Here is an 18,208-nt window from a genome sequence, read left to right on the forward strand (position 1 = left end):
TCATATCCACATACCTCCGGGGGGCTTGGGCTTGCGACGGAACTGCTGGCGAGGGCCTGTCAGGCCTTCTTCGAGGGCTTGGCCCCATTGGCGGAAAGCGTCGGCGAAGTTGGAATAACGGTCGTGCAGCGGGCGCTCGGTGAACACGTCATGGCGCTCGTTGTAGGCCTTGCGGTAGTTGTCGAGGGCTGCGATGCCATCGGCGCACTCGGTGGCGTCAATGAACACCTTGCCGCGCATGGCCAAGCGCGTTTGGTTGATGCCGGTCAGGATGTTCTGGATGCGGGGCACCACCTCGAAGTTCAGGTTCGGCAGCATCTCCTGCAATATTTCCAGCGCGCTCTTGCCGGTCTGCAAGCTCTTGTTGCGCGCATCATGCGGCAGGTAGTGGCGGCCGCCCATGAGATTGAAACCTGAGTTCTGGAGGTACGTTGCATAGTGATCGAGGCTCTCGCCACTGTTCTCGTATGCCCGAATGAAGCGATGCTCGCCGGCGATCTGTTGATGGAACCAGATCGCCGTGGTGTCGTTCCAGCCGAGATCCCAGAACGTGTTGACAGGCTCCGACGGATCATAGGGCACCGAGCGGATGCCGCCGCGGTTCCGCATCTCAGCCATTTCGTTGGCGTAGTAGGCCCCATGCACCCTGCCTTGGCGCCACAAGCCCATGAGAAGCGCATCGCGCTCGTCTGGGGCCAGCTGCAAGAGGGCCTCGCGATAGCCGGTCTCGCTCAGGTGTGGGTTCTCGGACAGGCGGGCCGGGATGAATGTGCGGTGAAAGGTCGTGGTGACGCCCTTCTCCTTGTCCTCAACGTCAACCGGGATGCGGGTGGCCGAGCCGTCCTCTTGGATGCCCCAGCGTTTCATCACCCAAAGCTGGCCGGGTCCATCAGGGTTGGTGGTGGCGCGGATATAGCGGGGCAGTGTCTGATCTGTGGATCGACAGCGCGAGAACAGGTAGAGATAGCAGACATCGGTGGGCCAAAGCGTCAGCTCGTCAAAGCCGATGTAGTTCCATGCGCGGCCACGATACTTGAGGCGGTCAGCGTCGTTGTGCAGGTAGCCGAATTCGATCTTGGCGCCCGATGAAAGCGTCCACACTTTTTCGGTGGCGTTGTATGACGCGAAGGGGTCCACCTGATTGTAGATTTCCAGCGATCGGCTGATCAGGTCGCGCAGCTCGGGAAAGCTGCGACGGAACAGAACGGCGCGGTGACGTGGGTTCTTGTGGCCCTCGTGTTGCAGGCACAGAGCATCGACGAGCAGCGCATCGCTTTTCCCGCCGCCTGCGGCCCCGCCGTACAGCACCTCGAAGTCACCGGCCGACAGGAACTCGGTCTGGCGATCGGTTGGGTTCCAGATCGCCTGCGTCTTGTCCATGTCTATCTTGCGCACCGCCTGGGTCATGAAGGATAGCCATCATCGTGATTGATGGTGCGCGACTTGACCTCGACTTCCTGCTTGGGAGGGACGTTGATGAAGTTGACCACGGCTGTCATGCTCACCTTGTCGCGCGGATCGTTGACACCCATGCCGAGATAGTTGGCCAGCTTCTCAAGGGCCTTGAGGCGATCTATGGGCTGGATCCTGACTTTGACGACCTCGCCTTCTTCCTCACCGCCCTTTTTGAATGTTTCGGTTTGGACCGCGCCGAGCAGGTCGAGATCCTCCGGCGTGCAGTTGGACAGGTCGATGCGTGCCCGCATCAGACTTCTCAACCAGGGCGCCGAGCTTCTTGAGCTGGCCGGCCATGTCACGGGCCTGGGCTTTGGTGATGATACGCGTTGTCATGATGAACTCCTTGTTGTGCGTAGTCATGTGTAGTAAGTCAATCAATACACTTACCGCCGCCATGGCGTCAACTACTATTAACTACAAAGGACTACATCATGAGCAAGGGCCTACCTACATCTGCGCGGCTGTCACCAGAGGTAAAGGAAGCGCTGCGGGCGTACTGTCAGGAACACGAGCGGTCTGAAAGCTGGGTGATCGAGAAGGCGCTCATTGCGTACCTGTTCCAGCGCCGGGAGTAGCGGGGGGCTTATGCCTTCGCCGCCCGGCCTCCCACTGACTTCATGATCGCCTGCTGGCGCGTCTCGAACTCGTTCACACGCTTGATCGCTTCGTCCATTTCCCGGAGCGCCTTTTTCCCCGTTGACGGGCTTCCTCGAATTGGTCGGCGTTTTCAGCTGCCCACATGGCGGCCTTGCGTTCATGCTCATTAACTTCTCGCAGGTGCCCGTCCTGACCGACAACTTGTCGGAGCACATTCGCCTCAATCCACTGCCCAAACTCCCGATCGCCATCGTGCAGCGCGCGCCCCTCGTTCAGCGCGTGGCCGTAGGCCAGCCATCCGCCAATGGTAAACTCCTCGCCCTGCTCTATCTTGGCCAGACCTTCGCGGGCCTCGGCGGCCAATGCGTCAAGGCGGAAAGAGCGTTCATTGTGTCCCAGCTTGCTCATTGGCAGCCCTCGCGCGAAGTGCTTTCATCAAGCGCGACATCATCGCTTTCGGACCACTTGAACTCGCTGATATCCACATTGTGCGGCTCGGCGAGAGCCATGAGCATGGCGCCGACACGATTAGCCGCAATGGGGGCGATGTTTTGCGATGCGGTTGCCCCGCAGACCCGGACCATGAATTTTCCCGGCTCACGATAGCTGTTCGTGATCGAAGCGATAACGACACCCACATCATTAAATGCGAAACCCTGCCAATTAGAGGCGTGCAATGACGCCTCCGATATCGGAAATCTGACTTGCGTTTCCGCGTCGGTGCGGATTTTCGAAATCTCGATCATTCGACTGCTCCTTTGATCATGTCCTTTGCGAGATCCCCAATCGAAGCCCAGTTGTCGGGCTTGCGCTCGGTCGTCCCGACGCCCCATTCGGCCAGGGCCTCGCGCACGTCGTCGATCGACCGCACCACGGCCACCCGGTAGCCAAGGGCGCGCAGGGCCTCGTGCATGTCACGCTGGTTCTTGTCCGCGTAATTCCCCTCGGCCTTTACCTCGAAGAACAGCGCACCGATGTTGGCGTAGGGCAGCACGATCAGGTCGGGGAAGCCGGGCAACGCCCCCTTGCGCTTGGCCTTGGCCAGCTCGCGCATGAAGGCCGCGCCGCTCTTGTTAATCTCACCGCGGCAGTGATGAACGATGCAGCCCGCCGGCAGCACGCTGCGCAGATAGTCCACTATGGCGATCTGGATCGGGCTTTCGTGGTCGATGCGCTTGTTCATTGCATGACCTCAAAATGGGATTTCATCGTCAATGTCGCGCGACGGCGCCCCGCCTTGGCCCTGCGCTGTACCCCCGCCATAGCCGGGTGTCCCTTGGCGCTGATCGGCGGGAGCCCCGCCATAGCCGCCCTGCCCGCCACCGCCATAGCGGCCGTCATCACGTGATCCGCCGTAACCGCTCTGGCCACTGCTCTGGCCATCACCGCCGCCGCCGCGCGGGTCGAGAAACACAAGGTCGCCAGCGTAAGGGCGCAACACGACCTCGGTGCTGTAACGATCCTGTCCGGACTGGTCCTGCCATTTGCGAGTTTCGAGCTTGCCCTCGATATAGACCTTGGAGCCCTTGCGGAGATACTGCTCGGCGAGGCGGACAAGCGGCTCTGTGAAGATCGCAACGCGGTGCCACTCTGTGCGCTCTTGGCGCTGGCCTGTGTTCTTGTCCTTCCATGTCTCAGTTGTAGCGATGGACAGGTTGCAGACGCCTCCACCGTTCTGGAACGTGCGCACCTCTGGGTCCCGGCCCAAGTGCCCGATGATTTGTACCTTGTTCAGCGATCCCGCCACTTGGGCCTCCTGTTGAATATGTTGCCCGCTCTGAGGTCGCGGGCTCTTTGTTTCAGTGCGTCAAGCTCGCCGGAGAAGAACCGGCGGCCTTCGATTTCAACGCCCAACAGCCAGCCCTCGATTTCAAGGGCGCTGAGGCGGGCGATCAGGTCGAGCTTGCGACCCTGTTCATCCTCCCCAATGGGCCTGCGCCTCCTGCGCTATGCTCATGCCGCTGCGCTCAGGAAGGCCGGCGCCGAGGGGATCGTGGCCATGGCATAGGACACGGCCCAGCCACGCGGCTCGTTGGCGTAGTGCCACCACAGGCGCGCAGTCTTTTCGTCGACGCTGAAAAACACCGCGACGTGCATGTGGCTTTGGAAATGGGCGCGAAGGAAATCGGTCCAGCGATCACGGAAGGCCCGGCGATACGCCATCGGGTCGCACTGGATTTGACCGGAAGATTTCCCGGACGATCCACCTGTTTTCTTTGGAGTATCTTGCGCTAAAAGCGACGGGTTAATTTTCTCAGATGCCATTACTGACCTCCATAAATTTGCGTGAAAATGTGTCAGTCATGGGCGTTGCTGCCCATCTTCTCTGGCGGGTTTTGGGCCATGAAGGCGCGCACTGCGGCTTCTGTTTCAGGCCAGCAGCGGCCACCTTTTTCCAGACGGGCGACAAACTTTCCGTCCTTTGCGGCGTGAAACCCAAAGGTGGACAGGCTCATTTCGCGCTCTGCGCAATATTGTTTGATGTCATCAATCAGCTGTTTCATGAGCTGCATATTGGGAATTTACCCAATCACGGTCAAGGGAAATTTCCCAATTTTTTGCAATACATTATTCAACGATAAGGTATCCATGGATAATTCAGCCCTACGATCCAAAATAATCTCTGAGCTTGAGCGGCAGAACGTCAGCGTTGCTGAGATCGCGCGCAAGGCTGGCGTTCCGTATGATGCGGTAAGGGACATCAAGAGGGGAAAGGTTCAGTCCACATCATGGGAAAGGGCTGTGAAGATTGCGCAAGCGCTTGGCATCGACTTAGAAGACGTTTCGCCGGCGACGAGTAAGACCAAACAAGTTATTGAGCCAGCTTCGTCTAAGCTACAAGCCATGGTCTCTGTTTACGACGTTTACGCCAGCGCGGGTGATGGGGCAGTCGTTATTCACGAAGAACCTATTGGAAGTTTGGCGTTTCCGGCAAATTACTTGAGGCAGCTTACCCAGGCCAACTGGCGCGACCTCGCGATTATATCGGTGAAAGGCGACAGCATGCTGCCGACGCTGGCAGATGATGATGTTGTCATGCTCGATCGGTCTAAGCGGGATCTGTCATATGACGGTCTATTCGTTATCCGCGATAACGGTGAAGCATTGCTGGTCAAACGCATCCAGCGCGCGCCAACACCGGGCCACGTGATGATTATATCCGACAACCGCGCCCTATACGATCCGGTTGAAAAGAAACTGAGCGACATCGAGGTGATCGGCCGCGTGATCTGGGCCGGGGGGAAGGTATAATGGCGCCGGCCTAGCCCTCTACACAAACTTGCCGCATCTGCCCCGCCGTAGCGCGGGGCTTTTTATTGCCTATGGCGGCAAATGATTCTTTCCCTGCAATTGGCAGATAATGGGCTTTTTCCCAATTTAGGTTTGACTTTGGGAATTTTCCCAATATCCTGCTACCCACCTAGCAGGAGATAACTATGCCGACACTGGAAGCAGACATCGAGACGGTCAAGGCGCTGCACACCGCGCCTCTGGCCAGCCAAGCCACGCGCCTGCACGCCTTGGACAAGTGCCTGATCGCACTTGATGATCCGGACACTTGGAGCCTTGTGGAAGCCATTAGGGCGCTGAGCAGCATGATCGCCGATTGCTGCGTTGAGTGCGATATGTTCATTCATGATGCGAGCGACCATGATGCGAGCGACGATCAGCCGACTTGCAAGAGTTGCGACGCCGAGGCGGCCGCCTTCATGGCTCTGCTCAAGGTCGAGGCCGAGGAAGACGCCGCCGACAACGCGCTGATGCGCATGCAGGAGGATCAGGCATGAGCCTCCGCACCGACATGGACGATCTGGAACGCGCCATTTCTTACGGCAAGGGCAAGGAGTTCTTGCGCGGCGAATGGCGCTTGCCGCCAGAGCCTGCGCCTCGCGACCCGAGCGCGCGCGGCGGGCTGGGCAACTACGAATTCATCAAAGCACGAGGTGACTGATATGACCAAGCACCCCCGCTTGCAGCCAATCCCCGACGCCCGCGACCCGCATCTTGAGGGGCTGGCAAAGCACACGATTGATTACGCAATGGCCGAGGCGGCGTTGCGCGACCTGCCGTTCGACATGGCCCTGCATGTCTTTGAGGCCGTGATCGAGGCCCGCCCGGACGTTGACGCCGACGCATTGGAGCACCTTGCGAACCGCCTTGGCCGCCGCGCCCACATGGAGGCCCGCCACAATGCGTGATCGTGACGATACGGGCTACGAGCCCGGCTTGGTGTTCTGGGCCTCTGTCTGTGCTGCCGGGCTTGCCCTGGGCGGCCTGCTGATCGCCCTCGACCCCTTGGGGCTTTTGTAGCCCTCAACGAACCTCCCTGACGCGTGGCCGACTGAAACCTGACACGCGTCAACTTCCCCCGGCCTTCGGGCTGGGGGCCTTTTACCGGAGATACGACATGAACGAAGTGACCAAGATGGAAGCGCAGGGCGGGCAAGAGATAGCCGCGCAGCGCGAAGCTGACCCAATGATCAACATGATTGAGCGGCTGGTCCTGAATCCCGATGCCGACCTCAACAAGCTCGAACGCATGCTGGTGATGAAAGAACGTATGGACGCGCAGAACGCGCGCATATCCTTTGCCCGCGCACTCGCTGACGCCCGCGCTCAGATCCCGCCGATCATCAAGGATGCCACGGTGGACTTCAAAAGCAACAAAGGCCGCACGCACTACAAGCACGAGACGCTTGCGGGCATCGCCAGGGCGATTGATCCGGTGCTGTCTGCGCATGGGCTGTCCTACCGCTTCCGCACGGATCAGGGGCAAGGCGGCGTGCGTGTCACCTGCATCGTGCAGCACAGCGACGGGCACGCGGAAGAAACCACACTTGTCGGCGCCCCTGACCAGTCTGGGAACAAGAACGGGTTTCAGTCCGTGGGCAGCGCAGTCACGTATTTGCAGAGGTACACGCTCAAGGCAGCCCTTGGCCTGTCTGCCGAGGTTGACGACGACGCGCAGAGTGCCGCGCCCCGCCCCGACGACCACCAGCAGTCCGCGCCGCCGCGCCCTTCAGAAAACGAGATCATGGCAGATCGCATGGTGACCGATCTGCGCAAATACGGCGTCGAGCGCGTCACCTCCAACGAGCGCTTCCAGGCCGACTTTGAACGCCTGCGCGCCGCCGCCCCGGACATTGCCGCCCGCGTCGATGCTGAAATCGAGGCTCTGAGCCCACCGCCTTCCAAGCCCGGCCCAGACCTCGATCCCTTCGCAACCGGATACTGAAAGGACCACGACCATGCATGACGGACCTGCCCCCGCTGGCCACAACAACCCGCCTTCGCCGATCGACGACATTACCGGCGCCTATGAGGCCGAACGCCTTGAGGCAGAGAATTGGCTGGACGGTGAACCCGTCCAGACCGAAGCCCAGATGAACGAGGTGTACGCGCTGCGCGAGGCTATGCGCCAGTGGCGCCTTGACCTCGAACGCGGACAGAAGGCGGCGACCGCGCCTCTGTACGAAGCCTACAAGGCTGAACTGGATCGCTGGAAGCCGACGATTAAAGACGCAAAGCGCATCGAGGATGCCCTTGTCGCTACGATGGACAGCTTCACGCGCAAGCTGGACGAGGAAAAGCGCGCCAAGGAACGCGCGGCATGGGAAGCCGCTGAAAAGGCCCGCCGCGAGGCTGAGGCCAAGGCGGCCGCGGCCGCTGCCAGCGACCTTGAGGCGCAGCGCGAGGCCGACGCAGCCAAGCAGGCTGCTATCGACGCGGAAAAGGCCGCACAGGCCGCCAAGCGCGATAAGGTCCCTGGTTTGCGCACGGTGACGTTCCACAAAATCGAGGACTACCAGGAAACATGGTTGGACATCGTAAAGAAGGACCGTGACGCCGTGACCGCTTTTATCGAGGACTACGTGCGCCGCCACCACAAGACCCGCGATATTGCCGGCGTGCGCGTCTGGACAGAAAAGGTTGCCTATTGATGGCACAGACCGTGATCCTCCGGGGGCTTGAGCAGCGAAGCCTCGCGCGTCAAATGATTGATCGCGCGCCGCAGGATGCTGTCGTGCGGATCTCGGAGGCCACTCGAAGCAATCGGCAAAACTCGCGCATGTGGGCCATGCTGTCTGACATATCGCGAGCCAAGCCTGACGGACGCACGCACACGCCGGAAGTCTGGAAGGCGCTATTCATGCACGCATTGGGCCACGAAACCCGCTTTGAAATGGGCTTGAGCGGCGAGCCGTTTCCGATCGGCTTTCGATCTTCGCACCTGACGGTGCGCCAAATGGCTGATCTGATCACCTTCATCGCAGAATACGGGGACCGGCACTGCGTTGTCTGGTCCGAGCCGCAAGACGAAAGGGCCAGCGCATGACCCGCCGTGAATTCTCAAACCGAACAAGGTTTCAAGCATGGGAGCGCGCAAGAGGCAAATGCGAGGAGTGCGGCGTCAAACTCAATGTGGGCGATCGCCGTGAGTTTGATCACCGCATCCCATGCGGCCTTGGCGGCGACAACAGCTTAGAAAATTGCGTCGTGCTGTGTGCTGCTTGCCACAGCGACAAGACCGACACCGAGGACATACCCCGCATTGCCAAGGCCAAGCGTGTCGCAGCCAAGCACATCGGGGCTTTCCGGTCTAAGAGCAGGATCCCCGGGTCCAAGGGCACCAGGTTCAAGCGCAAGCTGGATGGCACCGTAGTGCGGAGGGAGGACTGAACATGCCCATGACACTTGATATCCCACCACTCCACGAGCGCGCCGACACACCGGTTATGCGCAAGATGCTGGGGAAAATTGCTGAATCCGAAAACACCCTGGTCGAAATCCGCTTGCCGCGCCTGGCACGTAAAATGGGTGAGGACCACAGCCATAGCGAGACGCAAAAGCTGGTCGAGATCGCTGAAAACTGCGGTTGGGTCCACCTGAAAACCAACAGCGTAGGCAGCATAAAGAACATCCAGATCACTGACGCGGGCCGGGCCATGATTGGCACCGCCCAGTGCCGCCCTACGCGGCTGCTGAGCGCGTCACCGAGGCCGAGGGCGAGAGGAGAAACACAATAAAACAAAACGAAATTAAACATATTTTGGACGCTCATGATCTATGGATTAAGAGACGAGGTGGTAGCCCTGCCAACCTTGAGGATGCCGACCTTGAGGGTGTTAACCTTGAGGGTGCCAACCTTAGTAGTGCCTACCTTCGGAATGCCAACCTTAGGCGTGCCAACCTTGGGGGTGCCAACCTTGGGGGTGCCAACCTTGAAGATGCCAACCTTTGGGGTGCCGACCTTCAGAATGCCAACCTTTGGGGTGCCGACCTTCAGAATGCCAACCTTGGGGGTGCCTACCTTTGGAGTGCCAACCTTCGGTATGCCAACCTTCGGGGTGCCTACCTTAGGCGTGCCAACCTTAGGGGTGCCAACCTTCAGTATTCCGACCTTTGGGGTGCCGACCTATTGTGCGTCGGTAATATGCGGGAAATACGCACCATGCAGATCGACACATGGGGGATTGGCTACACGGCAGACACCTTGCAGATCGGGTGCCAGCTTCATTCCATCGACAAGTGGCGCAAGTGGGACACTCCCGCTGGCCGCAAATGGATCAAAAACATGGATGCCGAGGCTCTTGATTGGGCCGACCGTAACCTTGCGCTAGTGCTGGCAATGATAGACGCCAACCCGGCGACACCTCCTGGCTATGAGGAGAAACACAATGACTGACCTTATCGAACGCGCGAAAGCAACGCTTGAGGCTGGCGAACCACACTGCACGAAATGCGGACACAAACGCAGCGAGCATAACTACCGCCACCCGTTTCAGCCATCACACACGGCGACGCTTGAAGCCCTCGCCCCTGACCTCGCCCGCTTGGCTATTGCTGGTGCGGCTCTTGCCGAGTTGATTGAAAGCGACTTAACCGGCACTGAATGGAAGAGAGAGTGCTTGTCTCGTGTAGCCCGCTTCCGGGCCATTGCGGAGGGCAAGGAATGACTGACCAAACAGACCCCGCCGCGCTGGTCAAGGCGGCGTTGGAGAGGGCGGCGGAAGCGTGTGCTGATGAAACGTGGAGGCGCGAAGGTGACGATGCTTTTACGCGCGGGCTGGACTGCGGATCGACTGAGCAAGCCGCTGCGTGCGCCGTTGCCATCCGCGCCCTTGCCGACGACCCGGATGTGGTGGCGGAGATTATTGAACAGGCGAAGGGACGGACCGATGAGTGACGATCTGGTGAAGCGGCTGCGTGGGTGGCCTAGATCAACTGCTCAAATCGTCATGAGCGATGCCGCCGACCGCATCGAGGAACTGGAGGACAAGCTGGCGAAGAAGGACGGCAGCTTGGAGGAAACATATAGACGCTGGAAGAACGGGGCTGACTTGCGGGCCTTGGCCAAAGCAGAGGGCTGCACACAAGAGCGCATGAGGCACAAGATGAAGAGATACGAAGAGGACAAGGTGCGTCTTCTGGAATCCAAGCTGGCGAAGGCGGTGGGGGCGCTCGGTGACATTTATGATGGCGAGCCTGAATGGCCAGACGACCCCAAAAAAGAACTGGATTGGTGCCGTAATCGTGCCCGCGCCACCCTCGCAGAACTGAAAGGAGAGACCGATGAGTAATAACCGTAAAGACTCCGGACGGATCAATTTGGTGACTTCGTTCATTTGCACACAGTGCGGAGAAAATCTCGATTTGGCTTTCGATCAACTTGGAAAGCCAGCCCCGAAGGCGTCAACATCATTCGGAATGGGAGGGGCTTATGTCTTGGAAAATCGGGTTCACGTCCACCCATGCAGAACATGCATCGAAAAAGAGGTGGCACCCGCCCGCATGATTGCTGCTGCACTCGCAGAACTGACAGGAGAGACCGATGACCAAGAGAGATAGAGATGGCGATATTGTGGACGATCTCCGCCTTGTAGTGCCTGCTTTGCGCAACCGCATTGAGGCGCTTGAAGCCAAGCTGGCGATGGCCGTGGAGGCTTTAGATGAAGCTATCTACATGATCGCGCCGAGCGAGGCTGATATGGAGAAAAAAGCAGGCGTCTATCGGATCGTCAAAACCTTTGAGGAGCTGAGAAAGTAATGGCGTCAACTCCGTTCACCAAGGCAGACATTGCTCGGGCCGTCGCGGGGGCCGCCGAGGGAGGTTTCCAGATCGGCGTGGTCGAGATTCGAAAAGATGGCACGATCCGTATCTTGCCACCTGAAACTGAAAAGAGCAAAACTGACACTCCGACACCTGAACCGTGGTAATATGAATGTCCGTAAACCTGCCTGGCCTTATCCGGCACAAACAGCGATCAGGAAACTGGACGTGGTATGCGAGGGTGAAGGGCCAGAAAAGCAGGAAGATCGCCCTGGGGGTTGACCCGGATCATCCCGAATTCATGGAGCGATACACGCGCGCACGGAATGGCAAAAGGCCGGAAATCCCGCGCGAAGAAGACAAAGCGATCCCACAAAGTTTGTCCTGGTTGATCGCCAAATTTGAAAAATCCATGCAAGAGCGCGTCCGGGCCGGGGCAATGCACCCTGGAACGCTCAAGCAAAGATCGGCTTTCTATGACCGATTGCGCGCGCCATATGGCGATAAGCACATGGAAATGCCTCGATCTAAGATTATCGAAATTCGCGACAGCATGATCGCCACACCCGGCGCCGCCGATAACATGGTGAAGGCACTTCGCGCGCTGTATGCATGGAGTGTTGAAAACGGGTTCGTCAGATCCAACCCGGCATCCGGCATAGGCAAGATCAACCGAGGCACAGGCGCAACGCCTTGGAGCATAGACGATCTGCGTGCGTTCAAGGACCATCACTCGAAGGGCAGCATGGCGCACCTCGCCTTGACGCTGTTCATGTTCACCGCCTGCCGGATATCTGACGTGGTGATCTTGGGCCGCCAGCACGAGATTGAACGCGGCGGCATCACCTATCTTGATTGGCAGCCTGCGAAGAAGGGCAGCGCGCGCGTCACGGTCCCGATACTGCCGCCATTGGCGGATGCTATTGCCGCACAGAAAGTTGTCGGATCCACGTATCTTCTCAACGGGCATGGAAAGCCGTTCGCGTCGGCGGCTGCGTTCGGAAACTGGTTCAGAGACCGCGTGCGCGAGGCGGGGCTTGATGGGCGCAGCCCGCATGGCATCCGGAAAGCAGCAGGCGAGCTGATGGCGCTGCAAGGGGCCACCCAATACCACATCATGGCCGTTCATGGTCATACGCAAGCGAAGACCAGCGAAGGCTATACACGCGGCGTAAACCGGCAGCGTCTCGCGGCCGAAGCAATGCAGAAAATGGCGAGCATGGAGTGGTGATTTCCGCGTGACACCTTGGTGCTAAGTCATTGATTCTTATAGGGTGGATTTTCGGTGCCGCGTGACACCTATAGTCAATGAAATCAATGCGTTACAGAGATAATTGACGTCCCTCCGGGACTACCATCCATCCCGTTGAAATCAAATAATTCCATTACACGCCAATACCATAGTCCATTCTATGGATAAAGATGACGGGCCCATGGCAGGCAATGTCAGGCATCTGATAACTCGCGCCGGAAGGTATCACGCAAGGCCGGTTGTGGCAAAAGGCTTGCGTGGAATCGTCGGCCAGACTGAATTACGCGACCCTCTCGGTGCCGATCAGCGGCAAGCCTCCCAACCCATTGATCGTGAACGCACAGCCGCTGGAAGCGGCGCCGCCCCAAGCCGTGCACACCTCCACCCTGTGGAAAGATTACAAGCGTGCTCGCATTTAGGCGGAGTTCATGAAGGATGGAGGGCAACGGTAGGATCCAGTCATTGCGAACCTGCGCCCGTTTCTGCGCCACGAAAATGCAGCTCGTGTGATCGCCTTCCAGAAAACGTTGCCGTCTCTGTCAAGCAACCAAAGCCGCGTCGTCAGTACGGGCGTGAATGCGGCTATATAGATGCCAAAGCCATCAAAGTATTCGAAGCCTCACGCGACTACGCGCCAAGAGAAAATAAGACCGGTCGCAGTAAAACAAAGTAACTAACCGCAGCCAGCCGATGGTGCCCGATTATCTTCGAGTTTACTGGCGCCCGCATTTCCGAAATCGCCCTACTGCGCAAAGAAGACGTGCGTAAAGAGAATGGTCGCTGGATCATTCGTATCACACCAGAAGCCGGTTCGGTCAAAGCCGAGGACTTTCGGGATATACCCTTGCACCAGCAGTTGATCGATCTTGGCTTTTAAAAATTCTTGCAGACCTCAAAGCCCGGGCCTCTGTTCCATGGCGCAAGTTTGGCCAAATCACGGATGGCAACATCGTTTCAAAACCGTAGCGCGTGAAATCGGCGCCTCTGACCGCGTGGGAAATGCGATCTGCGGCCACGCCAGCCAATCTGCTGGATACAATTGGGGTGATGTAACCTTGACCGCAAAAGCGAGGGTGATTGACGCCTTCCCCAGTTTCTAGTGGAAAGCACCAACAGGGGCGGCAACCTCGCCGCAGACCCGTCGACCACCTGCCCCGGCTGGCCCGTGACCGGTGTTTCACATCGCGTTCAGCGCAGCGCCCGTTCTTCAGCCTCGGCTGAAAGTGCCGGTCCAGCGCCGATATTGTGGAGATAACTATCGATCATCTCCGTCGTCGCATCTGAAGCAGGTGCAAAACTGCGTCCAGCGCCCACCGTCACGCTGAGCGCCACCTGCCAATCAGCCCCATCGCGGCAGGCCAGGATACGGCCCGCGGGATCGCCTGTCGGCTCAACGGCAATAAGGCGACACAGGCCCTTTTCAGTCTCAAAGCTGCCGAGCACACGCGCTTCGCCAAACCCCGCGACATCAGATGCCTCACCAGTGGTAACATCCGACACCGCCTCCGCGACATGGCTCAGACCCGGAGCCCCGGCAGGTCCGCCAGCCATGTTCAAACCCCAGCCGATCCCGATCCCGGCCGCCAGCGTCGCGGCAAGGGCAAGTGGCCACGCGATCTGCCGCCGGAACGGCACAACGGTATCACCGGTCTTGGCTGCAGCAATCTCCGGCGTGTCCGTGCCGGCTGGCGCGGTCAGCGCAGCCGCGATCAGCCGTTGTGGCACTGTGGTCTGTGCATAGGCTGCCCGCAACGCGGCGGCGGTGCCGGTAAAGACAGCGTAACGCTCGGCCAGCGATCGATCCCGATTTATCATGGCGCGAAGAGCGATGGCTTGCTCATCTTCCATTTCACCATCGGCAAGAGCCATGAGCATGTCATCGCTCACAATTTCTTCACTTCGATCGGTCACCTGCAGTCTCCTTTTTTACGCACCGGATCAGACAGCATTCCCAAATCCTTGGCCAAGGCGGTCCGAGCGCGGGCCAAACGGCTCATCACCGTGCCTGGCGGAACTCCAAGCGCGTCTGCCACCTCGCGGTATCTCATCCCCTCGACACAGACCAAAATCAGCACCGCGCGTTGATCATGTGGAAGCCTGTCCATGGCTGCATGGACGCGGGCAAGCTCCAGCCGTGCCTCGATGACCTGGCGACCATCCTCTCCAACCAGCTGATGGGTCTCTTCTGCATCATCGATGGCCACGACCGGGCGGGTGGCTCTGTAATGATCGATCCATGTGTTCCTCATGATCCGAAACAGCCAGCTGTCGAGCCGCGTGCCCGGTGTAAAACTCGAAATATTGCCGAAACCCTTCTCGACCGTCTGCTGGACAAGATCATCCGCTTGATCCCAGCTTGGCACGAGAGATCTGGCAAACGCCCGAAGGCGCGGCAGCAATTCGACGATCTGTTGCCTTACATGTTCGGTCACGCTTTCGCGTCCTTATTGGACAAAGACGGTTTGAAATGTGTTACTAAAGACAAAACGTGAGCTCATAGGTTTTATTCCACCCACGGGATATAGAATTTTACCGGTTCTCGGGAATGAAACGATCACGTCAATCGTTATGTGCCAGTGTTCCCGCAGTCGAAATTCAAGGAAGGAGGCTTGGGCCGATGTCTGACGATGCTCATCCGCGCATGACACGCAGAAAGCTTTTGGCCCGGATCGGCCTTGCAGGTGCAACGGTCTATACAGCGCCTGCTCTCACGCATTTGGGCATGGCGCGCGCCTCTGGCGGATCAGGTGGTGGCGGTGGCGGAACCGGTGGCGATGGCGGCGATCCATGGCGAAACCCATTTCGGCCAACACAGCGACGCGTCGTAAGGCGACGGACGGTGCAACAGGCTGCGCCTCCACCCCCGCCAGAAATCATATTGCTCTTGCCTGCCGGCGTAACGGTGGCGCCCGCGCGCGATGCCGGTTACACGATCCGAAGCGAAGGGCCGAACAGCACGATCGGCGGCACGCTTTATCGTCTTGGCCTTCCCCCGGGGCGCTCCCTCGAAGACGGCCTGAGCGAATTGACCCAACTCTTGCCGAGGTCCTTGGTCGACGAGAACCATATCTACACACCCGATGATTTCCTGTGCGACGACGATGGCTGTGCCGCGCATGAGATGATCGGCTGGTCAGGCTGGCCCAGCATCTATGCGCCGCGTATCGGAATGATCGATACCGGCATCAATCAAAATCATTCCGCACTTTCGGGCCAAGATCTTACAATCCACCAAGCCGATCTTGGCGGGCGCGAGGCCGCTGGTCGCAAGCATGGAACAGCCATCGCGGCGATGCTCATCGGCAAGCTTGATGACCGCGTTCCCGGTCTTTTACCCAACGCATCGCTCGTCGCTGTCGAGGCCTTTCATCGCGGATATTATGGTGAGCAGGCGGATGTCTTTTCTCTCGCGAGAGCGTTCGACATCTTGCTTGCAGCCGATGTGAGCGTCGTCAACATGAGTTTTTCAGGTCCGCGCAACCTGGTGCTCGAGGACTTGGTTGTCCGGGCACATGAACGCGGCGTCGCCCTCGTCGCTGCGGCAGGAAACGGTGGCCCCGGCGCCGAAGCCGCCTATCCCGCTGCCTTTGAAAGCGTATTGGCGGTCACGGCGGTCGATCACAATCAACGCGTCTACCGTCAGGCGAACCAAGGGCCTTACATCAATTTTGCGGCTCCCGGAGTTCGGGTCTGGACCGCAGCGTCGATTTCGGGTGGCCGCCTCAAATCCGGCACGTCCTATGCCGCGCCCTTCGTCACCGCATCGCTGGCGGTCCAACGCCTGCGAACCCCCTCGTTGGAGCTGGAGCAAACCATCTCGGAAATGGCGCGCTGCGCCAAAGACCTTGGTGAAGCCGGGCGCGATCCGGTTTTCGGACATGGGCTTATCCCTGCGCCGGGCCAATGCTTTGTGGACGAGCCTAAGTTTCTTCCGGCCTCGCAGGAATAAAGTCTGTAGCCCCCCGTTCTTCTTATGTGGCTGCCGTGAGCGGCCATGCGAAAGCTCAAGGGAGTATCATAATGGCTTATGATCAGAACAAAGGCATCTCGCGCCGCCGCATGCTGGCGCGGCTCGGATTGACCACGGGGGCGATCTATGTCGCACCGGTGATGATGCATTTGGGTGCGGCACATGCCTCCGGCGGTTCGGGTGGTGGTGCCGGTGGTTCGGGTGGCGGTGCCGGTGGTTCGGGGGGCGGTTCCGGGCCATCTGGGGGCTTCGGTGGCAGCCGCGGGTCAGGCCCCTCGGGCGGCGGTCGCAGCTCTGGCCAAGGTATGGGGCTTGGCCAAGCCGTGCGTGGTGCGCTCCGGGGTTTAGGCATCAACTGAGATGTTTGGGCTTGGACGCAAACACCAACACGCCGGAGCGGGTGCGGAACCCGCTCCGGACACATCTATGTCCAGACTGAGATTCTCGGGACTCAGTCTCGAACTGACGCTCGACGGCAGCGGAAGACTTCACGACGCCTTGTCCGTCGTGATGCCGGATTGGCGCGCCACGATCGGTTCATCTGGAAAGGCGCCCGAAACGACGGTCTCAACGATCCGGCAAGACATTGATGGCACCTACAGTTATAAATCCTGGTGGGCCGAGAAACCCATGACCGGTCTCGGCATTGCAGGTGCGACATGTGCTGCGGTCGCCGATATCATCCAGGCCTATCTCGATGAAAGGCCGGGCACTTTGGGCCTGCATTGCGGCGCCGTCAGAATTGCGAGCCAGCTTGTCGCCTTCACCGGCTCTTACCGTGCGGGAAAATCAACACTCGTCACCCGTCTTGGCGCCGAGCCGGGATGCACTTTGTTTTGCGACGATATCTTGCCCATTGAACCAGACGGAACGGCACTGGCTCTTGGCGTTCAGCCGCGCTTGCGCTTGCCTTTGCCTTCGGATGTATCATCGGCTTTTCGGGCGCATGTGGCGCGCGGCATGACCGTCCATGATGATCGCTATGCGTTCATGTCCGACCCGCAGCAAGCCCCTTTCGCGTCGCGCGAGCGGCTGGCCACGATGGTTGTCCTGCACCGGCAGGAAAACGCGCGCGCCCGATTTCACCAACTGGACAGAAGTGAAGCTGCTGCATTTTTGATCCGCCAGAACATCGCCGCTCCCGGGGATGCCGAGACATTTTACAACCGAATCGAAACGCTCACCAAGGATATGGTTTGTCTGACATTGGTCTATTCTGACCTTGAGGATGCTGCCGCACTTGTCCGCGATACTTTCGGTGCGGCCGACATCCCCGCTTTGCAAGAGCCACTGGGACAGCCCTTGACGATGACTGACCCTGATGATGCGGCGGAGCCGGCGGATGTGACCAAGACGTTTGCCCGCGCCGAAGATGTCGTAACCCGCAGAATTGGATCAGACGTTTTTTTATGGCACCTAGAATCACGACATTTTTTCAGGCTAAACGCCGCAGGTGCGGCCGTTTGGCTTTTGTTGGAAACACCTCTATCCGGAGACAACATCGCCTCGACGTTGCAGGAGATCTTTCCAGGCATACCTGCGCAAGAAATTGAACAGGATATCGCCAAACTTATGGGCCAGATGGAGACGCGCGCCCTGATAATGGAATACCCCAGTTAGAGCGTGTCGCGCCCGAAGGGATTCTGGATTCCCATAGCGATCATCCTGTGATTCCATGACATGGAGGCAGATATGGGGGTCAGATATAGGCAAGCCGCATCCGGTAGAGTTGCGTGAACGTGCCGTGCTGCTTGTCGAGCAGGGCCATACACACACCGAGACGGCACGGCCGGCTGTACGTTTCGATCAAGTTTGTCAATGACATGGTGCGTCTCAGGCGCGAGACCGGGTCGCTTGCACCGAAGCGACAAGGCAATCC

At 59.0% G+C, this 18,208-nt stretch carries 30 protein-coding genes; 19 read left to right on the forward strand and 11 right to left on the reverse strand.

Going from position 1 to position 18,208, the window contains the following annotated elements; translation table 11 throughout:
* From RAZWK3B_RS12650 to RAZWK3B_RS12685, 8 genes are all read right to left on the reverse strand, one after another.
* Positions 1-1,407, reverse strand: a complete 1,407-nt coding sequence (locus RAZWK3B_RS12650) for a terminase large subunit domain-containing protein (RefSeq protein ID WP_007815695.1) — start codon at positions 1,405-1,407, stop codon at positions 1-3.
* Positions 1,404-1,706 (reverse strand): hypothetical protein, encoded by a 303-nt coding sequence (locus RAZWK3B_RS12655; protein ID WP_007815696.1) that lies wholly within the window; start codon positions 1,704-1,706, stop codon positions 1,404-1,406. Before RAZWK3B_RS12655 ends, RAZWK3B_RS12650 begins: the two co-directional genes overlap by 4 nt.
* A 400-nt stretch (positions 1,707-2,106) precedes the next feature.
* Positions 2,107-2,463 (reverse strand): hypothetical protein, encoded by a 357-nt coding sequence (locus RAZWK3B_RS12660; RefSeq protein WP_007815700.1) that lies wholly within the window; start codon positions 2,461-2,463, stop codon positions 2,107-2,109.
* Positions 2,460-2,801, reverse strand: coding sequence for a hypothetical protein (locus RAZWK3B_RS12665; RefSeq protein WP_007815702.1), 342 nt, complete (start codon positions 2,799-2,801; stop codon positions 2,460-2,462). The genes RAZWK3B_RS12660 and RAZWK3B_RS12665 overlap by 4 nt, the downstream gene beginning before the upstream one ends.
* Positions 2,798-3,238 carry a VRR-NUC domain-containing protein gene (locus RAZWK3B_RS12670; protein WP_007815704.1) on the reverse strand — a complete coding sequence of 147 codons (441 nt, stop codon included), beginning with the start codon at positions 3,236-3,238 and terminating at the stop codon, positions 2,798-2,800. The genes RAZWK3B_RS12665 and RAZWK3B_RS12670 overlap by 4 nt, the downstream gene beginning before the upstream one ends.
* 9 nt (positions 3,239-3,247) lie before the next feature.
* Complete coding sequence (gene ssb, locus RAZWK3B_RS12675; RefSeq protein WP_007815707.1) at positions 3,248-3,802, reverse strand: single-stranded DNA-binding protein; 555 nt, start codon at positions 3,800-3,802, stop codon at positions 3,248-3,250.
* Between the two features lie 206 nt (positions 3,803-4,008).
* Complete coding sequence (locus tag RAZWK3B_RS12680; protein ID WP_007815709.1) at positions 4,009-4,218, reverse strand: hypothetical protein; 210 nt, start codon at positions 4,216-4,218, stop codon at positions 4,009-4,011.
* Between the two features lie 134 nt (positions 4,219-4,352).
* The gene (locus RAZWK3B_RS12685; protein WP_037295743.1) at positions 4,353-4,559 is read right to left on the reverse strand and encodes a hypothetical protein; all 207 of its coding nucleotides are present in this window, start codon (positions 4,557-4,559) and stop codon (positions 4,353-4,355) included.
* Between RAZWK3B_RS12685 and RAZWK3B_RS12690 the strand changes: the two genes are divergently transcribed.
* From RAZWK3B_RS12690 to RAZWK3B_RS12755, 15 genes are all read left to right on the forward strand, one after another.
* Positions 4,558-5,307: a LexA family transcriptional regulator gene (locus RAZWK3B_RS12690; protein ID WP_050774234.1), complete on the forward strand. Its 750-nt coding sequence runs from the start codon at positions 4,558-4,560 to the stop codon at positions 5,305-5,307. The genes RAZWK3B_RS12685 and RAZWK3B_RS12690 overlap by 2 nt on opposite strands.
* Before the next feature lie 185 nt (positions 5,308-5,492).
* Entirely contained in the window at positions 5,493-5,843 is a 351-nt protein-coding gene (locus RAZWK3B_RS12695; protein ID WP_007815713.1) for a hypothetical protein, read from the forward strand.
* Entirely contained in the window at positions 5,840-6,007 is a 168-nt protein-coding gene (locus RAZWK3B_RS21195) for a hypothetical protein (RefSeq protein ID WP_007815715.1), read from the forward strand. The genes RAZWK3B_RS12695 and RAZWK3B_RS21195 overlap by 4 nt, the downstream gene beginning before the upstream one ends.
* A gap of 1 nt (position 6,008) precedes the next feature.
* Positions 6,009-6,254 (forward strand): hypothetical protein, encoded by a 246-nt coding sequence (locus RAZWK3B_RS12700; protein ID WP_007815717.1) that lies wholly within the window; start codon positions 6,009-6,011, stop codon positions 6,252-6,254.
* A 227-nt stretch (positions 6,255-6,481) separates the two neighbouring features.
* The gene (locus tag RAZWK3B_RS20250; protein WP_157132248.1) at positions 6,482-7,291 is read left to right on the forward strand and encodes an ERF family protein; all 810 of its coding nucleotides are present in this window, start codon (positions 6,482-6,484) and stop codon (positions 7,289-7,291) included.
* A gap of 13 nt (positions 7,292-7,304) precedes the next feature.
* Complete coding sequence (locus RAZWK3B_RS12710; protein WP_007815723.1) at positions 7,305-7,997, forward strand: hypothetical protein; 693 nt, start codon at positions 7,305-7,307, stop codon at positions 7,995-7,997.
* Positions 7,997-8,392, forward strand: coding sequence for a recombination protein NinB (locus RAZWK3B_RS12715; protein WP_007815724.1), 396 nt, complete (start codon positions 7,997-7,999; stop codon positions 8,390-8,392). The genes RAZWK3B_RS12710 and RAZWK3B_RS12715 overlap by 1 nt, the downstream gene beginning before the upstream one ends.
* Complete coding sequence (locus RAZWK3B_RS12720) at positions 8,389-8,736, forward strand: HNH endonuclease (RefSeq protein WP_007815728.1); 348 nt, start codon at positions 8,389-8,391, stop codon at positions 8,734-8,736. The genes RAZWK3B_RS12715 and RAZWK3B_RS12720 overlap by 4 nt, the downstream gene beginning before the upstream one ends.
* Before the next feature lie 8 nt (positions 8,737-8,744).
* A complete protein-coding gene (locus RAZWK3B_RS12725) occupies positions 8,745-9,083 on the forward strand; it encodes a hypothetical protein (protein ID WP_037295746.1) in 339 nt (112 codons plus the stop codon).
* Complete coding sequence (locus RAZWK3B_RS22005) at positions 9,020-9,742, forward strand: pentapeptide repeat-containing protein (protein WP_083799133.1); 723 nt, start codon at positions 9,020-9,022, stop codon at positions 9,740-9,742. The genes RAZWK3B_RS12725 and RAZWK3B_RS22005 overlap by 64 nt, the downstream gene beginning before the upstream one ends.
* On the forward strand, positions 9,735-10,013 hold the full coding sequence (locus tag RAZWK3B_RS12735; protein WP_007815733.1) for a hypothetical protein: 279 nt from the start codon (positions 9,735-9,737) through the stop codon (positions 10,011-10,013). Before RAZWK3B_RS22005 ends, RAZWK3B_RS12735 begins: the two co-directional genes overlap by 8 nt.
* Positions 10,010-10,243, forward strand: coding sequence for a hypothetical protein (locus RAZWK3B_RS12740; RefSeq protein WP_007815735.1), 234 nt, complete (start codon positions 10,010-10,012; stop codon positions 10,241-10,243). The genes RAZWK3B_RS12735 and RAZWK3B_RS12740 overlap by 4 nt, the downstream gene beginning before the upstream one ends.
* The gene (locus RAZWK3B_RS12745) at positions 10,236-10,637 is read left to right on the forward strand and encodes a hypothetical protein (RefSeq protein ID WP_007815737.1); all 402 of its coding nucleotides are present in this window, start codon (positions 10,236-10,238) and stop codon (positions 10,635-10,637) included. The genes RAZWK3B_RS12740 and RAZWK3B_RS12745 overlap by 8 nt, the downstream gene beginning before the upstream one ends.
* A 251-nt stretch (positions 10,638-10,888) precedes the next feature.
* Entirely contained in the window at positions 10,889-11,104 is a 216-nt protein-coding gene (locus RAZWK3B_RS12750; protein ID WP_007815738.1) for a hypothetical protein, read from the forward strand.
* A gap of 175 nt (positions 11,105-11,279) precedes the next feature.
* The gene (locus RAZWK3B_RS12755; RefSeq protein ID WP_083799135.1) at positions 11,280-12,338 is read left to right on the forward strand and encodes a tyrosine-type recombinase/integrase; all 1,059 of its coding nucleotides are present in this window, start codon (positions 11,280-11,282) and stop codon (positions 12,336-12,338) included.
* Positions 12,339-13,547: 1,209 nt separating this feature from the next.
* Here RAZWK3B_RS12755 and RAZWK3B_RS12760 read toward each other — a convergent pair.
* The gene (locus RAZWK3B_RS12760; RefSeq protein ID WP_007815745.1) at positions 13,548-14,270 is read right to left on the reverse strand and encodes a hypothetical protein; all 723 of its coding nucleotides are present in this window, start codon (positions 14,268-14,270) and stop codon (positions 13,548-13,550) included.
* Entirely contained in the window at positions 14,267-14,791 is a 525-nt protein-coding gene (locus tag RAZWK3B_RS12765; protein WP_007815747.1) for an RNA polymerase sigma factor, read from the reverse strand. Before RAZWK3B_RS12765 ends, RAZWK3B_RS12760 begins: the two co-directional genes overlap by 4 nt.
* Positions 14,792-15,040: 249 nt before the next feature.
* Here RAZWK3B_RS12765 and RAZWK3B_RS21675 point away from each other — a divergent pair, with 249 nt between their 5' ends.
* From RAZWK3B_RS21675 to RAZWK3B_RS12780, 4 genes are all read left to right on the forward strand, one after another.
* Complete coding sequence (locus tag RAZWK3B_RS21675) at positions 15,041-15,187, forward strand: hypothetical protein (RefSeq protein ID WP_232279526.1); 147 nt, start codon at positions 15,041-15,043, stop codon at positions 15,185-15,187.
* Between the two features lie 50 nt (positions 15,188-15,237).
* The gene (locus RAZWK3B_RS12770) at positions 15,238-16,308 is read left to right on the forward strand and encodes a S8 family serine peptidase (protein ID WP_232279527.1); all 1,071 of its coding nucleotides are present in this window, start codon (positions 15,238-15,240) and stop codon (positions 16,306-16,308) included.
* A 71-nt stretch (positions 16,309-16,379) separates the two neighbouring features.
* Positions 16,380-16,688 (forward strand): hypothetical protein, encoded by a 309-nt coding sequence (locus tag RAZWK3B_RS12775; RefSeq protein ID WP_037295749.1) that lies wholly within the window; start codon positions 16,380-16,382, stop codon positions 16,686-16,688.
* A gap of 67 nt (positions 16,689-16,755) precedes the next feature.
* Positions 16,756-17,949, forward strand: a complete 1,194-nt coding sequence (locus tag RAZWK3B_RS12780; RefSeq protein ID WP_007815752.1) for a PqqD family protein — start codon at positions 16,756-16,758, stop codon at positions 17,947-17,949.
* Between the two features lie 79 nt (positions 17,950-18,028).
* Here RAZWK3B_RS12780 and RAZWK3B_RS21845 read toward each other — a convergent pair whose 3' ends face one another.
* On the reverse strand, positions 18,029-18,154 hold the full coding sequence (locus tag RAZWK3B_RS21845; protein WP_007815755.1) for a hypothetical protein: 126 nt from the start codon (positions 18,152-18,154) through the stop codon (positions 18,029-18,031).
* Between the last annotated feature and the right edge of the window lie 54 nt (positions 18,155-18,208).

Source organism: Roseobacter sp. AzwK-3b, assembly GCF_000170875.1.
Lineage (GTDB): Bacteria > Pseudomonadota > Alphaproteobacteria > Rhodobacterales > Rhodobacteraceae > Roseovarius > Roseovarius litoreus.

What these genes read in the sequence shown, in the direction of transcription:
- RAZWK3B_RS12650 (WP_007815695.1), bottom strand. Translation starts at nt 1,407, where the DNA reads ATGACCCAGGCGGTGCGCAAGATAGACATGGACAAGACGCAGGCGATC.
- RAZWK3B_RS12655 (WP_007815696.1), bottom strand. Translation starts at nt 1,706, where the DNA reads ATGCGGGCACGCATCGACCTGTCCAACTGCACGCCGGAGGATCTCGAC.
- RAZWK3B_RS12660 (WP_007815700.1), bottom strand. Translation starts at nt 2,463, where the DNA reads ATGAGCAAGCTGGGACACAATGAACGCTCTTTCCGCCTTGACGCATTG.
- RAZWK3B_RS12665 (WP_007815702.1), bottom strand. Translation starts at nt 2,801, where the DNA reads ATGATCGAGATTTCGAAAATCCGCACCGACGCGGAAACGCAAGTCAGA.
- RAZWK3B_RS12670 (WP_007815704.1), bottom strand. Translation starts at nt 3,238, where the DNA reads ATGAACAAGCGCATCGACCACGAAAGCCCGATCCAGATCGCCATAGTG.
- RAZWK3B_RS12680 (WP_007815709.1), bottom strand. Translation starts at nt 4,218, where the DNA reads ATGGCGTATCGCCGGGCCTTCCGTGATCGCTGGACCGATTTCCTTCGC.
- RAZWK3B_RS12690 (WP_050774234.1), top strand. Translation starts at nt 4,558, where the DNA reads ATGAGCTGCATATTGGGAATTTACCCAATCACGGTCAAGGGAAATTTC.
- RAZWK3B_RS12685 (WP_037295743.1), bottom strand. Translation starts at nt 4,559, where the DNA reads ATGAAACAGCTGATTGATGACATCAAACAATATTGCGCAGAGCGCGAA.
- RAZWK3B_RS12695 (WP_007815713.1), top strand. Translation starts at nt 5,493, where the DNA reads ATGCCGACACTGGAAGCAGACATCGAGACGGTCAAGGCGCTGCACACC.
- RAZWK3B_RS21195 (WP_007815715.1), top strand. Translation starts at nt 5,840, where the DNA reads ATGAGCCTCCGCACCGACATGGACGATCTGGAACGCGCCATTTCTTAC.
- RAZWK3B_RS12700 (WP_007815717.1), top strand. Translation starts at nt 6,009, where the DNA reads ATGACCAAGCACCCCCGCTTGCAGCCAATCCCCGACGCCCGCGACCCG.
- RAZWK3B_RS20250 (WP_157132248.1), top strand. Translation starts at nt 6,482, where the DNA reads ATGGAAGCGCAGGGCGGGCAAGAGATAGCCGCGCAGCGCGAAGCTGAC.
- RAZWK3B_RS12710 (WP_007815723.1), top strand. Translation starts at nt 7,305, where the DNA reads ATGCATGACGGACCTGCCCCCGCTGGCCACAACAACCCGCCTTCGCCG.
- RAZWK3B_RS12715 (WP_007815724.1), top strand. Translation starts at nt 7,997, where the DNA reads ATGGCACAGACCGTGATCCTCCGGGGGCTTGAGCAGCGAAGCCTCGCG.
- RAZWK3B_RS12720 (WP_007815728.1), top strand. Translation starts at nt 8,389, where the DNA reads ATGACCCGCCGTGAATTCTCAAACCGAACAAGGTTTCAAGCATGGGAG.
- RAZWK3B_RS12725 (WP_037295746.1), top strand. Translation starts at nt 8,745, where the DNA reads ATGACACTTGATATCCCACCACTCCACGAGCGCGCCGACACACCGGTT.
- RAZWK3B_RS12735 (WP_007815733.1), top strand. Translation starts at nt 9,735, where the DNA reads ATGACTGACCTTATCGAACGCGCGAAAGCAACGCTTGAGGCTGGCGAA.
- RAZWK3B_RS12740 (WP_007815735.1), top strand. Translation starts at nt 10,010, where the DNA reads ATGACTGACCAAACAGACCCCGCCGCGCTGGTCAAGGCGGCGTTGGAG.
- RAZWK3B_RS12745 (WP_007815737.1), top strand. Translation starts at nt 10,236, where the DNA reads ATGAGTGACGATCTGGTGAAGCGGCTGCGTGGGTGGCCTAGATCAACT.
- RAZWK3B_RS12750 (WP_007815738.1), top strand. Translation starts at nt 10,889, where the DNA reads ATGACCAAGAGAGATAGAGATGGCGATATTGTGGACGATCTCCGCCTT.
- RAZWK3B_RS12755 (WP_083799135.1), top strand. Translation starts at nt 11,280, where the DNA reads ATGTCCGTAAACCTGCCTGGCCTTATCCGGCACAAACAGCGATCAGGA.
- RAZWK3B_RS12775 (WP_037295749.1), top strand. Translation starts at nt 16,380, where the DNA reads ATGGCTTATGATCAGAACAAAGGCATCTCGCGCCGCCGCATGCTGGCG.
- RAZWK3B_RS12780 (WP_007815752.1), top strand. Translation starts at nt 16,756, where the DNA reads ATGTCCAGACTGAGATTCTCGGGACTCAGTCTCGAACTGACGCTCGAC.
- RAZWK3B_RS21845 (WP_007815755.1), bottom strand. Translation starts at nt 18,154, where the DNA reads ATGTCATTGACAAACTTGATCGAAACGTACAGCCGGCCGTGCCGTCTC.